Source organism: Mycobacterium helveticum (assembly GCF_007714205.1).
Taxonomy (GTDB): Bacteria; Actinomycetota; Actinomycetes; order Mycobacteriales; family Mycobacteriaceae; genus Mycobacterium; species Mycobacterium helveticum.
Genome location: NZ_VMQU01000031.1, coordinates 30,617 through 46,013, shown reverse-complemented (window position 1 = coordinate 46,013; position 15,397 = coordinate 30,617). Strand labels below are relative to the sequence as shown.

The following is a 15,397-nucleotide window of genomic DNA, read 5'->3' as shown; positions in this document are numbered from 1 at the left end:
GACCCCGACCACCGGCCCCTCGCCCCCCTCCAGGGCCTGCGCCACCCGCAGCGCCCCGGCCAACACCGGATCGCTGACCTGGGCGATCTCGCCCGGATCGTCGACCCGCCCGGGTCCGCCGTCGAGCACCGACGAGGCGCGCGCCGCCCGCAGCGCGGCTTCGGCGGCGGTGACCGGCCAGCCCCGCAGGTTGGCCCGGTGCCGGTGCGCCCGGCTCAGCGCGTCGCGGACGTGGTCGCTGGCCTCGGCCACACCGGGCAGCCCCATCAGCGGGGCCAGCGGGTCATCGGTCACGGGTTCTCAACCTAGCCGGGCCGCACGGGATGGCCTCCAGCAACTGCCGGGTGTACGCGTGGCGGGGCCGGTCGAAGATTTCGTCGGTGGGCGCACACTCGACCGCCCGGCCGGCCCGCATCACCAGCACCTCGTCGGCGATCTGCCGGATCACCGCCAGGTCGTGGCTGATGAACAGGTAGGCCAGGCCGAGTTCGGCCTGCAGATCGGCCAGCAGGTCCAGGATCTGCGCCTGCACCACGACGTCGAGCGCCGAGACCGCCTCGTCGCAGACCAGCACGTCGGGCCGAAGTGCCAGGGCCCGGGCGATGGCGACCCGCTGGCGCTGACCACCCGACAGCTCGCGGGGCAGCCGACCCAGCACCGACGACGGCAGCGCCACCTGGTCGACGAGGTCGCGCACCGCCCGCGCCCGCCGGGCGCGGTCGCCGATCCGGTGGATCCGCAGGGGCTCCTCGATGGCGCGGAACACGGTGTACCTGGGATCCAGGCTGCCGTAAGGGTTCTGGAAGACCGGCTGCACCCGTCGGCGAAAGGCGAGCTCGGCGTCGCGGGCCAGGGTGCCGTCGATCCGGGTGCCGTCGAACACCACCGTGCCCGCGGTCGGTGCCAGCAGACCGAGCACCATCCGCGCCAGTGTCGACTTGCCGGATCCCGATTCTCCGGCGATCGCGAGCGTGCCCGCCCGGCGTAACCGGAACGACACGGCGTCGACGGCACGGAACTCGCCCCGCCGCCACGGTGCCCCTTGCGACTCGCGGTAGACCTTCGTCAGCTCCGACGCGACGAGGATGTCGCCCCCGTCGCCGCCCGCCTTCCGGCGCGGGCTGCGGACCGTCAGCGACGGGGCCGCGGCCACCAGCCGCCGGGTGTACTCGTGCCGCGGATTTTGCAGGATCTGCGCTGCGGCACCGGATTCCACGACGGAGCCACGGTGCACGACGACCACCGACTCGGCGCGTTCGGCGGCCAGCGCCAGGTCGTGGGTGATCAACAGCAACGCGGTGCCCAGTTGCCCGGTGAGCCGCTGCAGGTGGTCGAGCACCTGGCGCTGGACGGTGACGTCCAGCGCGGACGTCGGCTCGTCGGCGATCAGCAGACGCGGTCGCCCGGTGAGCGCGATCGCGATCAGCGCCCGCTGGCACATGCCGCCCGAAAGCTGGTGTGGGTACTTGCCGGCCTGTTGCCCGGGGTCCGGCATCCCCGCCTCGGCGAGCAACTCCACCGCACGCCGGCGCGCCCCTCGGCTGCCGGTGTTGGCCCGCAACGCTTCCCGGATCTGGAAACCGACGCTCCAGACGGGGTTGAGGTTGGTCATGGGGTCCTGGGGCACGTAGCCGATCGAGCGGCCCCGGATCGACCGCAGCAGCCGGCGGTCGGCGCCGCGACCGGCCGACACGATGTCGCGCCCGTCGAAGACGATGCGCCCGGACGTGATTCGCCCACCGGGCGGCAGCAGCCCGAGGATGGCGGCGGCCGTGGTGGACTTCCCCGAGCCCGACTCACCGACGACGGCGACGGTCTGCCCGGGCAGCACGCTCAGGTCCAGCCCGTGGACCACCGGCCGGTCACCGAACGTGACCTCCAGCCCCTGCACCGACAACAGCGGCGATGCCTGGGCGCTCACGGTCGCCACGCCCGTGACGCCGGATCCAGCGCGTCGCGCAGCGCGTCGCCCATCATCATGAAGGCCAGCACCGTGACCGCCAGTGCGCCGGCGGGGTAGAACAAGATGGGCGAGCCCGACCGCAGCCGGGTCTGCGCGACGCTGATGTCGCCGCCCCAGGAGACCACCGACGCCGGCAGCCCGATCCCGAGGTAGGACAGCGTCGCCTCGGTGACGACGAACAGACCCAGGGCTATGGTGGCCACCGCCACCACCGGGCCCAGGGCGTTGGGCAGGGCGTGCCGCAGCAGTATCTGAAAGTTGTTCATTCCCAACGCCTTGGCCGCAAGAACATAGTCGGAGGCCCGGACCTCCATTACCGCGCCGCGGGCGATCCGGGCGACCTGTGGCCAGCCGAACAGAGCCAGGATCGCGATCACCGTCCACACCGTGCGCTGGCGGAGGACCTGCATCAGCACGATGGCGGCCAACAGCAGCGGCAGCCCGAAGAACACGTCGGTGACGCGCGAGACCACCGCGTCCACCCAGCCGCCGTAGAACCCCGCCAGCGCGCCCAGCGCGCCACCGACGACCAACACCACGAGGGTGGCCCCGAGCCCCACGGTGACCGAGGCCCGCGCCCCGTAGACGGTACGCGCGTAGATGTCGTGGCCCTGCAGGTCGGTGCCGAACCAGTGGGCCGCCGAGGGGGGCAGCAGGCTCTGGGCGGGGTCGGCATACTGCGGGTCGGCTCCGGTGAACAATCCCGGGAACGCGGCGACGGCGAGGATCAACAGGATCAGCGCGGCGGCGACCACGAACTTGGGACGCCGGCGCAGGCCGCCCCAGGTGTCGCGCCAGAGTCCGCCCTCACCCATACCGGATCCGCGGGTCCAGGACGGCGTAGAGCAGATCCACCGCCAGGTTGGTGACCAGGTAGATCAACACCAGCACCGTCACGATCGACACCACCGTCGGCGCCTCCTGCCTGGTCACCGCCTGGTACAGCACGCCGCCGACGCCGTGGATGTTGAAGATGCCCTCGGTCACCATCGCCCCGCCCATCAGGGCCCCCAGGTCGGCGCCCAGGAACGTCACCACCGGGATCAGCGAGTTGCGCAGGATGTGCACCGTCACGACGCGGGGCCGGGACAGGCCCTTGGCGGTGGCGGTGCGGACGTGGTCGGTGTGGGCGTTGGCCGCGACGGCGGAACGGGTCAACCGCAGCACGTAGGCGAACGACACGGATCCCAGGACCATCCCGGGCAGCAACAGGCGCGCGAACGTCGACCTCCCGCCCACCGTGACCGGTGCGATGCCCAGCCAGATGCCGAACACGAACTGGGCCAGGAAGCCCAGCACGAAGATCGGGATCGCGATCAGGATCAGCCCGCCCAGCAGCGCGGTGGCATCGAAGATGCCGCCCTGGCGCAGGCCGGCGACCACCCCGAAGCCCACACCCAGCACCGCCTCGACGCAGACCGCGATCAGCGCCAGCCTCAGGGTGACCGGAAAAGCATGCGCCAGAACGTCGCTCACCGGCAGGCCCGAGTAGGAGCGCCCCAGGTCGCCGTGCAGCACGCCGCCCAGGTAGCGCAGGTACTGCAGCAGGAAAGGGTCGTCGAGGTGGTAGCGGGCCCGCAGCTGCGCGGCCACCTCCGGTGTCAGCGGCCGGTCCCCGGCGATCGCGGCCACCGGGTCGCCGGGCAGCAGGAACACCATGCCGTAGATCAGCAGCGTGGCCCCGAGGAAGACGGGCACCATGGCGGCGATCCGGCGCGCGACGTACCAGCCCATCTCGTCAGGCCTTGACGATGCGCTCGTAGTCGGGCAGGCCGTTCCACGTGACCGCCACGCCGCGCACCTGCGACGACCACCCCACCACGCCGATGTAGTCCCACAGCGGGACGACGGGCATGTCGTGCAACAGGATTCGCTGCGCGTCGTTGGCCAGCGCGTCCGCCCGCCGCAGGTCGGGCGCGGCTTCGGCGGCCGCCAGCGCCGCGTCGAACCTCGCGCTGGAGTAGCCGACGTCGTTGGACCCCGCCCCGGTGGCGAACAGCGGCGCCAGGAACTCGATCATCGATGGGTAGTCGCCCTGCCATCCGGCGCGGAAGGCGCTGCCGATGGTGCGGTTGGTGATCTGGGTGCGGAACCCGGCGAACGTCGGCTGCGGCGCTCCGGCGGCGTCGATGCCCAGCACGTTCTTGATGCTGTTGGCCACCGCGTCCACCCACTCCCGATGGCCGGCGTCGGCGTTGTAGGCGATCGCGTAACGGCCGCGCCACGCCGACACCCGGTCGGCCTGTGCCCAGAGTTTGCGCGCCCGGTCCGGGTTGAAGTCCAGTGCGTCGTCGCCGGGCAGGTGCGGGTCGAATCCCGGCAACGATCTGGCTGTGAAATCGCTTGCCGGGCTGCGTGTTCCGACGAAAATCTGCCGGCAGATCTGCGGCCTGTTGATGGCGGCCGACAACGCCAGGCGCCGCAGCCGGCCCTCCTCACCGCCGAAATGCGGGAGCCACAGCGGGGTGTCGAGGGTCTGGTTGACCGCCGCGGGACCGGCGGCGACGCGGTCGCCCAGGTCGCGTGCGTAGATCGGCAGCGCGCTGGGCGGCATCGTGTCCAGGACGTCGAGGTTGCCGGAGAGCAGATCGGCGTAGGCGGTGTCGAGGTTGGAGTAGAACTCGAACCGCAGCCCCTTGTTGTGCGGCTTGCGGTTGCCGTGGTAGCCGGGGTTGGGCCGCAGGTCGATCCGGACGTTGTGCTCCCAGGCCGGGCCGCCCGGACCGTCGGCCAGTCGGTAGGGACCGTCGCCGACGGGGTGGCGGCCGAAGGCGGCCATGTCCCGGAACGCCGCGGCCGGCAGTGGATAGAAGGAGCTGTGGCCCAGCCGCAGTTCGAAGTCGATGGTCGGCGCCTTCAACCGCACGGTGAACGCCAGGTCGTCGACCACGTGCAGCCCCGACATGGTGGTCGGCCCCGTCGTGCCGGCTGCCCGGCCGGCGACCTCGTCGAACCCCTCGATCGGGCTGAAAAAGCTCTGTTGCAGTTGGGCGTTGGCGCCCAGTGCCCCGTAGTTCCACGCGTCGACAAAGGAGTGGGCGGTCACCGGGGAGCCGTCGGTGAACGTCCATCCCGGTTTCAGGGTGATCCGGTAGTTGATGGTGTCGGTGGTGTCGATCGAGGCGGCCACCTCGTTGGCCGGTGTCCCGTTGGCGTCGTAGGACACCAGCCCGGCGAAAATCCGGTCGATGATCCTGCCGCCGTTGCTGTCGTTGGTGCCGGTCGGGACGAGCGGGTTGGGTGGCTCACCGCCGTTGACCACCACCAGGTCGGGGCTCAGGATCCCGCCGCCACAACCGGCCAGCGAGCCCAGCGGCGCCAGCGCCAGCACTCCGGCGGCGACCAGAACCAGCCGTGCCCGCATCCGACGCATGACACCCGACCCTAAGCGAAGGGCGGCGGCGCACCCGTCACTCGGGGGTGAGGGGGTGCACCTGCAGCAGGCAGGCATCGATGCTGACCGGTATCGTCAGCACCTCGGTGGTGTCGGGCGGGTTGACGAGCAACTCGGTGTAAGTGGGGCACGGGCTGCCGTGCTCGTCGACGGCCAGGCTTTCCACGACGGCCCGGCCCCCACTCGACAGCGACAGGGTGACGGCGGGCGGCACGTCGATGCCGGACGGCAGGCCGCCCATGTACCCGCGCAGGGTGGGTTCGGCATGGACGAGCGGGCCGCCGGCGCCGGTGTCCACCCCGGGATAGCCGGTCAGGGTGCACGGGTCCGCCCCGCCGGCCAGGGTGAAGATCAGGGTCAGCGCCCGGTGGCCCACGGCGCCCTCGGCCGGGGTGCCGTTCACCGCGATCTGGTCCGACCAGCACGGCGGCGGCTCGTCGGTGCCCTCGGCCGGCGCGGCCCAGGCCGGGCCTCCCAGCTGGGTGGTGGCCGCGCAACCGGCGGCAGCCACGGCAAAGCTGGGAATCAGGCGGCGAGTGGGCCGCGCGTGGTGTGCCGGCACACCGGTGATTATCCGCTATCGGGGCCCCCTTTGACCTCGGAATGACGCGCGCGGCCGTATCATCGCGGGGCTAGGCTCACATGACGGTTGACGGGCCCGCCCACGCTGAGGCGAATCGCGAGCCCAGCAAACGGCCGTACCTCGACCCAGGAGTAAGCCAGTGACCGCCACCGGTACCGAAGGCCCGGCGTCGTATCCGCCACCACCGCAGTTCGCCGGGCAGGCCAACGCCCGCGCGCAGATGTACCGCGACGCCGAGGACGACCGGCTGGGTTTCTGGGCCGCGCAGGCCAATCGGCTGTCCTGGGCGGCCCCGTTCACCGAGGTGCTGGACTGGTCGGAGGCGCCGTTCGCCAGGTGGTTCGCCGACGGCAAGCTCAACGTGGCCTACAACTGCGTGGACCGCCACGTGGAGGCGGGTCACGGCGATCGGGTCGCCATCCACTGGGAGGGCGAACCCGGCGACAGCCGCAGCCTGACGTATGCCGATCTGCGCGCCGAGGTGTGCCGGGCGGCCAACGCGCTGACCCGCCTGGGCCTGGTCGCCGGCGACCGGGTCGCGATCTACCTGCCGTTGATCCCCGAGGCCGTGATCGCGATGCTGGCCTGCGCCCGGCTGGGCCTCATGCACAGCGTGGTCTTCGCCGGTTTCACCGCAAAGGCGTTGCAGGTCAGGATCGCCGACGCCCAGGCCAAGCTGCTGATCACCAGTGACGGGCAGTTCCGCCGCGGCAAACCGGCGCCGCTCAAGGACGCGGCCGACGAGGCGGTCGCGCACGGCCCGGACGGACCGACCCCGGTGCAGCACGTTCTGGTGGTGCGCCGCACCGGGATGGACGTGTCGTGGAGCGACGGCCGTGACCTGTGGTGGGACGAAGTCGTCGATTCTGCACCCGCCGAACACATCCCGGAGCCCTTCGACGCCGAGCAGCCGTTGTTCCTGCTCTACACCTCGGGCACCACGGGCAAGCCCAAGGGGATCGTGCACACCACCGGCGGCTACCTCACGCAGGCCTCCTACACGCACCACTACGTCTTCGACATCAAACCCGAGCGGGACGTGTTCTGGTGCACCGCGGACATCGGGTGGGTCACCGGGCACACCTACGGGGTCTACGGTCCCCTGTCCAACGGGGCCACCGAGGTGCTCTACGAGGGCACCCCGGACACGCCAACTCAGCACCGACACTTCGAGATCATCGAAAAGTACGGCGTGACAATCTATTACACCGCACCCACCCTGATCCGCACGTTCATGAAATGGGGACGCGAGATCCCCGACGCGCACGACCTGTCCAGCCTGCGGCTGCTCGGGTCGGTCGGCGAGCCGATCAACCCCGAGGCCTGGCGCTGGTACCGCAAGGTGATCGGCGCGGACCGCCTCCCGATCGTGGACACGTGGTGGCAGACCGAAACGGGCGCCGCGATGATCTCCCCGCTGCCCGGGGTCGCCGCGACCAAACCGGGTTCGGCGATGACGCCGCTGCCGGGCATCTCGGCCAGGATCGTCGACGATCACGGGGACCAACTGCCGCCCGGGGGCAGGCAGGGTGAGCACGCCACCGGCTACCTGGTCCTGGACCAGCCGTGGCCGTCGATGCTGCGCGGTATCTGGGGGGACCCGCAACGCTACGCCGAGACCTATTGGTCCAGGTTCGCCGAGCGCGGCTGGTACTTCGCCGGCGACAGCGCCTGGTACGACGCCGACGGTGACATCTGGGTGGTGGGCCGCATCGACGACGTGATGAACGTGTCGGGGCACCGGCTGTCGACCGCCGAGATCGAGTCGGCGCTGGTCGGCCACACGGCGGTGGCGGAGGCGGCCGTCGTCGGGATGACCGACGAGACCACCGGGCAGGCCATCTGCGCGTTCGTCGTCCTGTGCGCCGACGTCGCGGTGCACGACGGGATCGTCGACCAGTTGCGCGTCGAGGTGGCCCGGGAGATCTCCCCCATCGCCCGGCCGCGGGAGGTTCACGTGGTGCCGGAGCTGCCCAAGACCCGCAGCGGCAAGATCATGCGCAGGCTGCTGCGCGACGTCGTCGAGAACCGCGAGCTGGGCGACACCTCGACGCTGCTGGATCCGGGCGTGTTCGACGCGATCCGTTCCGACAAGTAGCTCAGGCCGCCGAGATCGGCGCGAACCCCGCGCCGGCCCGGTGTTTGGCGTTGATGTCGGCCATGATCGCGCTGAACGACTGCACCACCGCCGGGGTGTGCAGCGGGATGTATTTGATGACGCAGGTCGGCAGGGTGTCGGTGAAGGCTCCGTGGATCATTCCGACCAGCATGTTGTTGACGGTCACCGGTGCACCGGAGTCGCCGGGCCGGCCGCAGACCTGCATGACGATGGTGCCGGGGTCCTGCCCGGGGCCCCAGGTGACCCCGCAGGAGTTCCCGGTCGTGCGGCCCTGTTTGCACGCGATCTGGCCGAAGGCCGGGTCCTCGCCGATGCCGTCGATCGGGAACCCGTTGTAGTCGGCCACCGGTGTCACCTTCGCGGGATCGAACTTGATCACCGCGTAGTCGAGGTTGTCGTTGCCGGCGACCATGGTGCCCAGTTGGCCTCTGTTCTCGGCGGCCTCGGCGGCGACCTTGGCACCCGGACCGCCGCAGTGCGCGGAGGTGAAGCCGATCAGCTCGCCGGCGGCATCGTTGCCGATCGTCGTCAGGGTGCACATCGTGTCGCCGTTGATGACGATGCCCGCGCCGCCCCCCATCGGGACCTTGCCGTCGGCGATCGCCGGGCCGGCCGGCAAACCGATGGCCAGGAGCACGGCCACCACCGCCGCCGGGATGCAACGGTGCACCGTCTGCAAAGCAAAACTCCCATCAACCGGTCCCACATTTCGCGGGGCTGGGTCAGTCTAGTCTGCGGGCCGCCGGACCCGCGGCGTCGGCACACCCAGCAAACAGGACCCTAATTCGGTTCCTCCGCAAAGGGGTTCGGCGCCAACGCTGATGTCCTCGGCGAGGTCGTCGCTGTCCGCGCCGTGGTGCGGTACCCTTCGGCATCGAGGAAAGCCGAAACCCGAGGCGGACGAGTATCGAAGTAGGCGGTCGGAAGAGAATGAACGAAGGCGGAAGGCTTGGCAACCCGATGCATCGGACGGCGGAGACGTTCCTGCAGCATCGGCCCACAGAGTTCTCTCAGATTGAGCGCGGCGCAAGCGGGAATTTATTGAACATGAGTTCATCGCGCATCATGCAATTGCTGTCCGTTGCCGCCCTGGCGGCGTGCGGGCTGGTCGGCGCGCCCGCTCCGTCGGCGGCTGCCGCCACCTGCCCGGCCTCGCAGGTTGTGTTCGCCCGGGGCACCGGTGAGCCGCCCGGGATCGGCCCCGTCGGCGAGGCATTCGTCAACCAGCTGCGTTCCCGCGTCGGCGCACGGTCGCTGGGGGCGTACGCGGTCAACTACCCCGCCAGCGACCAGTGGGACACCGGCATCGACGGTGTCCGGGATGCGGGCGCGCACATCGTCTCGATGGCCAAGGACTGCCCCAACACCAAGATGGTGCTGAGCGGGTACTCGCAGGGCGCGGCCGTGATGGGCTTCGTCACCTCGCCGGCGGTGCCCGCCGGCGTCGACCCCGCCACCGTGCCCAAGCCGCTCTCGCCCGACCTCGCCGACCACGTGTCCTCGGTCGTGCTGTTCGGGTTGCCGAACGAGCGGGCCATGAACTTCCTGGGCGAGCCGCCGGTGACCATCGGCCCGCTGTATCAGCCGAAGACCCTCGAGCTGTGCGTCGACAACGACCCGGTGTGCTCCGAGGGGCTCGACTTCGCGCTGCACAACGTGTCCGCGTACCAGGACGGCATGGTCGCCAGGGGAGCCGACTACGCCGCGAGCCACCTCTGACCGCCGGCCCGGGGCCGCGGTCGTCGCGGCTCATCCGCGGTTCTCGCTGATCTCGGCTGACCTCGTCCGGCCGCGCGCCGCATGGCAACATAATCCGCGACGACGCACGCCGGGCGACCGAAGCAATGTGAGGAAAGAGGACCGTCTGTGAGCAGAGCCGATCGCAAGAACGGTGTGCCCAGCACGCTGACCACCATTCCGTTGACCGATCCGCACGCCCGGCCCGCCGAACCGTCGATCGGTGACCTGATCAAGGACGCGACCACCCAGGTGTCCACCCTGCTGCGCGCCGAGATCGAACTGGCCCGCGCCGAGATCACCCGCGACGTCAAGAAGGGCCTCACCGGCAGCGTGTTCTTCATCGCCGCCCTGGTGGTGCTGTTCTACTCCACGTTCTTTTTCTTCTTCTTCCTGGCCGAACTGCTCGACACCTGGCTGTGGCACTGGGCGGCCTACCTGATCGTGTTCGCGATCATGGTGGTGGTCGGGGCGGCGCTGGGGCTGCTGGGCTTTGTGAAGGTGCGCCGGATCCGCGGACCGCGCGAGACGATCGAATCGGTCCGCGAGACCCGCACCGCCCTGACCTCCGGCCACGACAGGGGCCACGACAAGGCGGGCGCCGAGCCGCGGGGCAGGCACGAGACGCCGCCCGGCGGCGCCCCCGCCGACACCTCGGGCTGGTAGGTGGCACCACCGGATCCGTCGATGACCCGAATCGACGGGCCGTGGCGGCATCTGGACGTGCACGCCAACGGCATTCGATTCCATGTCGTCGAAGCGCTGCCGGCCGGCCGGGACGCGAACACCCCGGCCACGGCGCGGCCGCTGGTGATGCTGCTGCACGGTTTCGGGTCGTTCTGGTGGTCGTGGCGTCACCAGCTGCGCGGGCTGACCGATGCGCGCGTCGTGGCGGTCGACCTGCGCGGCTACGGTGGCAGCGACAAGCCGCCGCGCGGCTACGACGGCTGGACGCTCGCGGGTGACACCGCGGGACTGATTCGCGCGCTGGGGCACTCCTCGGCGACCCTGGTCGGCCACGCCGATGGCGGGCTGGCGTGCTGGACCACCGCGCTGCTGCATGCACGCCTGGTGCGCGCCATCGCGCTGATCAGCTCGCCGCATCCGGCCGCGTTGCGCCGGTCCGCCCTGAACCGGCGGGACCAGGGTCACGCGCTGCTGCCCATGCTGCTGCGCTATCAGCTGCCGCTGTGGCCGGAGCGCCTGCTGACCCGGGACGACGCGGCCGAGATCGAGCGCCTTGTCGCCAGCCGTAGCAGCGCGAAATGGGTTGCCTCCGAAGACTTCTCCCAATCGATGCGCTATCTGCGGACGGCGATCCAGATTCCGGCGGCCGCGCATTGCGCCCTGGAGTACCAGCGCTGGGCGGTGCGCAGCCAGCTGCGCACCGAAGGCCGGCGGTTCATGGCCTCGATGTCGCAACAGCTCGGCGTGCCGCTGCTACATCTGCGCGGCGACGCCGACCCCTATGTGCTGGCCGACCCGGTCGACCGGACGCAGCGGTACGCCCCGCACGGGCGCTACCTATCGGTCGCCGGCGCAGGGCATTTCAGCCACGAAGAGCTGCCCGCAGAAATCAACAGGCACCTGATGCGCTTCCTCGAGCAGGTGCACGGGGTCAGCTGACGCAGGCCCCGGTGCCCACCGGCTGGGTGTCACCGATGCGGGACAGCTGCCCGGCCACCTCATCGGCCGTCAGCACGAAGCCGGTGTCGGGGTCGTCGACGGCCGCGCCGAACACCACGCCGAGCACATGGCCGTCGAGGTCGATCAGCGGGCCACCCGAATTACCCTGCTCCACATCGGCTCTGATGGTGTAGACGTCGCGGGTGACCGGTGTGGGATCACGATAGATGTCGGGGCCGGTGAGCTTGATGACCTCGCGGATCCTGGCCGGGGTCGCGGTGAAGTTGCCGCCACCCGGATACCCCAGCACGACGACGCCGGCGCCGGTCTTGGCCTGCGTCTGGGCGAAGGGCAGGGGCGGCGGCGGCAGGTGCGGGACGGCGAGGATGGCGATGTCGACCGAAGGGTTGTACGACACCACGGTGGCGTCGAGCGGATTCCCGCTGGCGTACACCTGGACGCTGTTGGACCCGGCCACCACGTGCGCGTTGGTCATCACCCGGTCGGGCGCTATGACGAATCCGCTACCCTCGAGCACCTTTTGGCAGCTGGGTGCCAGGCTGCGCACCTTGACGACGCTCGGCGCGTCGGCCGTCACCGCCGGATTGGTGGCCAGGGCGGGATCCGGTGACGCGACCGGGATGACCGGGGTGCGGCTGAACGGCTCGAGCACCGCGGGCAGCCCCGAGGTGTTCAGCAGGGCCGACAGCCGCTTGGGCACCGTCTTGAGCCAGGGCGGGGCGACCTCGTTGACCTGCGCGAGCACCCGCGAGCCCCGGACCGCGGCCGCCAGCTCCGGCTGGTCTTTCGACTGGGTCAGCGGCGTGGCCAGCAGCCAGGCCGCGGTCAGCACCACGACGAGCTGGACCCCCACCCCGATGACCGAGTCGACGGTGCGGATGACGCGGCTGTGGATGGCGCCCCGGACCGCCCGGCCCAGCACCACGCCGGCCACCTCGCCGACCACCACGAGCGCGAGGATCAAGAACAGCGCCGTGAACAGCTTGGCGCGGGGTGCGGCGATGTGGCTGACGATGTGCGGCGCCAGCAGCACCCCGGCGATCGCGCCGAGCAGCACACCGGCGAACGACAGGACGGAACCCAGTGCGCCCGAACGCCATCCCGAGACCGCCGCGATGAAGGCGACCGCCAGGACGGCGACGTCCAGCCACTGCGACGGGGTCATCGAGGTCAGGTTCATCGGGGCGGCTCGCCCTGCTCGCCGACCAGCGACATCGCCTCGTCCAACTCGCGCAGGTCGGTGGTCTCCCAGGGCCGGGCCCAACCGGCGACGTCGAGCAGCGCGGCGATCACCTGGCCGGTGAAGCCCCAGACCAGCATCTCGTTCAGCAGAAACGCCGGCCCGGCCCAACGGTGGCCGAGGTCGCCGCGGTACACCATCAGCCGGTTGGCCGGGTTGACGAACGCGCGCACCGGAACCCTGGCCACGACCGCGGTCTCGGCGCGGTCGATGACGGCCACCGGCCCGGGATCCGGCGAATAGGCCAGCACCGGGACCACGTGGAACTGCGACGGCGCGATGAACATCCGCTCCAGGGTGGCCAGCGGACGCAGCCTGGCCAGGTCGAGGCCCGTCTCTTCGCGCGCTTCACGCAGGGCGGTGGCCACCGGCCCGTCGTCGGCGGGGTCCGAGGCGCCGCCGGGGAACGCCGCCTGGCCGGCGTGATGGCGCAACGTCGCGGCCCGCACGGTGACCAGCAGGTCGGCCTCGTCGGGCACGCCGCCGTCGTCGGGTCCGGACTCCGGGCCGGAGAACAACACCAGCACGGCGGCGTCCCGCCGCTCGCCGGCCGCGGACGCCGCCCCGGAGGTCAGCATCGCCAGGACGTCGGGCGGCAGCCGGCGCCGATAGGCGTCGGGAATATGGCCGAGGTTGTCGAGCAGGGGGCGCAGCCAGCGCGGGCAGAGTTCGGGCGGCACGGGGTCCGACCCGTGCGCGCGGGCGGTACCCCATGCACTCACCGCCACCTCCACTGGCTCCCCTGGCCGCCCGTCCGTCTCGAGCTGCCGTCTCATTCCGCCTGGTCCCCGACCGCAGCGGCGATCTCGTCGGCGCTGGCGAAAGCGCGCGGCAGCGTCTGGGCAACGCTACCGTCCGGTCGCAGCACCACCGTCGCGGGCATCACGTTAACCACCCGCAGGGCCGCCGCCACCCGGCGGCGGCCGTCCTGCAGGGTCGGCAGCCGAACCCCCAGCTCGGCCAGCCGCAGCAGGGCGGCCGCCTCGTTCTCGTCCTGGTGCACGGTCACCACGGTCACGGCCGGGCCGGCCCGGCGCTGGTACTCGGCCAACGCGGGCAACTCGGCGGTGCACGAGGCGCACCAGTACGCCCAGAAGTTCAGCACCACCCGCCGCCCGGCCAGCGCCCGGCCGACGTCGACGACGGTCCCGTCGGCGGCGCATTCCACCGTGACCCCGCGCAGCGCCGCGGGGCCGGGACCGCCGGCCGGAGCGGGACAGGGCCGCAGGTTCGCCCGCTGCCGCGGGCCGGCCAGCGCGGCCGGGGTGTCGGCGTCGCGGTGCTCGCGTGCGGCGCCGATGCCGGTCGCCGCGGGCCCCGGGGCGTCGTCGCGCAGCTGGGCCACCAGCGCGGCCGCCAGCGCCACCACCACCGCCACGATCGCGACGGTCCAGCGCGTGCTGCGGGTCAAGGTCGTGCTTACAGCCCGGCCAGGGCCAGCAGGTGCCCGGCTTCGGGGCCCTGCACCAGCGGCGCGGCGAGCAGCGGTTCGGTGGGCCCGAGCCCGAAGGACGGGCAGTCCCTGGCGAGCAGGCAGACGCCGCAGGCCGGTTTCCGTGCGTGACACACGCGGCGGCCGTGGAAGATCACGCGATGGCTCAACATCGTCCACTCGGCGCGCTCGATCAGCTCACCGACCGCGTGCTCGATCTTGACCGGGTCCTGTTCGGCGGTCCAGCGCCACCTGCCCACCAGCCGCTTGAAATGGGTGTCGACGGTGATGCCCGGAACGCCGAAGGCGTTGCCGAGGATGACGTTGGCGGTTTTACGCCCCACTCCGGGCAGCGTCACCAGTTCGGCCAGCGTGGCCGGTACCTCACCGTCGAACCGCTCGACCAGGGCCTGCCCGAGGCCGATCAGGGAGGTCGCCTTGTTACGGAAGAACCCGGTGGGACGGATGAGGTCCTCGAGTTCGGCGCGGTCGGCCTGCGCATAGTCCAGCGCCGAGGAGTAGCGCGCGAACAGCGCCGGCGTCGTCAGGTTGACCCGTTTGTCGGTGCTCTGCGCCGACAGGATGGTGGCCACCGTCAGCTCCAGCGGCGTGGTGAAGTCCAGTTCGCAATGCGCGTCCGGAAAGGCCCGCGCCAGCGTGCGATTCATCCGGCGGGCCCGTCGCACCAGCCCGGTCCGGGTTTCTTCGGTCCACCGCCGCCCGGCCACGGCCGCCGTTGACCTGGTGCGCCGGGACGGCTCTGCCGCTGTCACCTACGACAGAGTACTGATTTCGTGACCTCGCCGAGACCTCGTGTTGAGGCAAGGCCATGTTTACTCTCGCTGTGTCATGGTTGCTGGTGGCCTGCGTTCCGGGGCTGCTGATGCTGGCGGCGTTCGGCCTCGGGCGGCTCGAACGCGACCTGTCGCACGGGCCGGTCGCGGCCGCCGCGGTCGACGAGTTCACGGAGTCCGCCGGGGCCATGGACATGCACACGCCGGCCCGCGAGGGCATGCCCGAGGCGCTGGAACACCTGCACGGGCGCCGGGAGCAGCGACGACCACAAGCCCCGGCGGCCGGGGCGCGTCACGCCGCGCCGACGTACGCCGCCGACTTCTCCCACATGGGCGAGGTGGTGTCGCCCACGCCGCGACACTCCGATCCACGCGGCAATCCGCAATTTACGACCCCTGGACGTGTCAAGCGTGTGTAGCGTTGGCACGTTGAACACTCCGGTGCGCCTCTAGACTCACGACGCGAGCAAGAGGTTAGCCTGTCTACA

At 71.1% G+C, this 15,397-nt stretch carries 15 protein-coding genes and 1 pseudogene; 5 read left to right on the top strand and 11 right to left on the bottom strand.

Annotation, left to right across the window (positions count from 1 at the left end; all coding sequences use genetic code 11):
• The 6 genes and pseudogenes from FPZ47_RS09720 to FPZ47_RS09695 all read right to left on the bottom strand — a co-directional run.
• Positions 1-294: pseudogene (locus FPZ47_RS09720) on the bottom strand (oxidoreductase); the annotation flags it as partial.
• On the bottom strand, positions 284-1,921 hold the full coding sequence (locus tag FPZ47_RS09715) for a dipeptide ABC transporter ATP-binding protein (protein WP_144950746.1): 1,638 nt from the start codon (positions 1,919-1,921) through the stop codon (positions 284-286). The gene FPZ47_RS09715 and the pseudogene FPZ47_RS09720, both read right to left, overlap by 11 nt.
• Positions 1,918-2,778, bottom strand: a complete 861-nt coding sequence (locus tag FPZ47_RS09710) for an ABC transporter permease (protein ID WP_144950663.1) — start codon at positions 2,776-2,778, stop codon at positions 1,918-1,920. The genes FPZ47_RS09715 and FPZ47_RS09710 overlap by 4 nt, the downstream gene beginning before the upstream one ends.
• Positions 2,771-3,697, bottom strand: coding sequence for an ABC transporter permease (locus tag FPZ47_RS09705; protein ID WP_144950665.1), 927 nt, complete (start codon positions 3,695-3,697; stop codon positions 2,771-2,773). The genes FPZ47_RS09710 and FPZ47_RS09705 overlap by 8 nt, the downstream gene beginning before the upstream one ends.
• Positions 3,698-3,701: 4 nt before the next feature.
• On the bottom strand, positions 3,702-5,327 hold the full coding sequence (locus FPZ47_RS09700; RefSeq protein ID WP_246133352.1) for a peptide ABC transporter substrate-binding protein: 1,626 nt from the start codon (positions 5,325-5,327) through the stop codon (positions 3,702-3,704).
• 46 nt (positions 5,328-5,373) lie between these two features.
• The gene (locus FPZ47_RS09695; RefSeq protein WP_425461764.1) at positions 5,374-5,868 is read right to left on the bottom strand and encodes a DUF4232 domain-containing protein; all 495 of its coding nucleotides are present in this window, start codon (positions 5,866-5,868) and stop codon (positions 5,374-5,376) included.
• Between the two features lie 211 nt (positions 5,869-6,079).
• Between FPZ47_RS09695 and acs the strand changes: the two genes are divergently transcribed.
• Complete coding sequence (gene acs, locus FPZ47_RS09690; RefSeq protein ID WP_144950671.1) at positions 6,080-8,038, top strand: acetate--CoA ligase; 1,959 nt, start codon at positions 6,080-6,082, stop codon at positions 8,036-8,038.
• Position 8,039: 1 nt separating this feature from the next.
• On the opposite strand, the gene FPZ47_RS09685 is transcribed toward acs, so the two are convergent.
• Entirely contained in the window at positions 8,040-8,738 is a 699-nt protein-coding gene (locus FPZ47_RS09685; protein ID WP_144950673.1) for a S1 family peptidase, read from the bottom strand.
• 368 nt (positions 8,739-9,106) lie between these two features.
• Here FPZ47_RS09685 and FPZ47_RS09680 point away from each other — a divergent pair, with 368 nt between their 5' ends.
• From FPZ47_RS09680 to FPZ47_RS09670, 3 genes are all read left to right on the top strand, one after another.
• On the top strand, positions 9,107-9,778 hold the full coding sequence (locus tag FPZ47_RS09680) for a cutinase family protein (RefSeq protein ID WP_144950675.1): 672 nt from the start codon (positions 9,107-9,109) through the stop codon (positions 9,776-9,778).
• 147 nt (positions 9,779-9,925) lie between these two features.
• On the top strand, positions 9,926-10,462 hold the full coding sequence (locus FPZ47_RS09675; RefSeq protein ID WP_144950677.1) for a phage holin family protein: 537 nt from the start codon (positions 9,926-9,928) through the stop codon (positions 10,460-10,462).
• Complete coding sequence (locus FPZ47_RS09670) at positions 10,463-11,422, top strand: alpha/beta fold hydrolase (RefSeq protein WP_144950678.1); 960 nt, start codon at positions 10,463-10,465, stop codon at positions 11,420-11,422.
• Here the strand turns inward: FPZ47_RS09670 and marP are convergent.
• From marP to nth, 4 genes are read right to left on the bottom strand one after another with little or no spacing between them, the layout of a single operon-like run.
• Positions 11,415-12,608, bottom strand: coding sequence for an acid resistance serine protease MarP (gene marP, locus FPZ47_RS09665; protein WP_144950681.1), 1,194 nt, complete (start codon positions 12,606-12,608; stop codon positions 11,415-11,417). The two genes, FPZ47_RS09670 and marP, sit on opposite strands and share 8 nt — an antisense overlap.
• Positions 12,609-12,619: 11 nt before the next feature.
• A complete protein-coding gene (locus FPZ47_RS09660; protein WP_425461763.1) occupies positions 12,620-13,405 on the bottom strand; it encodes an NUDIX hydrolase in 786 nt (261 codons plus the stop codon).
• 50 nt (positions 13,406-13,455) lie between these two features.
• Positions 13,456-14,094 (bottom strand): TlpA family protein disulfide reductase, encoded by a 639-nt coding sequence (locus FPZ47_RS09655; protein WP_144950685.1) that lies wholly within the window; start codon positions 14,092-14,094, stop codon positions 13,456-13,458.
• Positions 14,095-14,102: 8 nt separating this feature from the next.
• Entirely contained in the window at positions 14,103-14,783 is a 681-nt protein-coding gene (nth, locus tag FPZ47_RS09650; RefSeq protein ID WP_168209407.1) for an endonuclease III, read from the bottom strand.
• Between the two features lie 161 nt (positions 14,784-14,944).
• Between nth and FPZ47_RS09645 the strand changes: the two genes are divergently transcribed.
• Entirely contained in the window at positions 14,945-15,328 is a 384-nt protein-coding gene (locus tag FPZ47_RS09645; RefSeq protein WP_144950689.1) for a hypothetical protein, read from the top strand.
• The last annotated feature ends 69 nt before the right edge of the window (positions 15,329-15,397 follow it).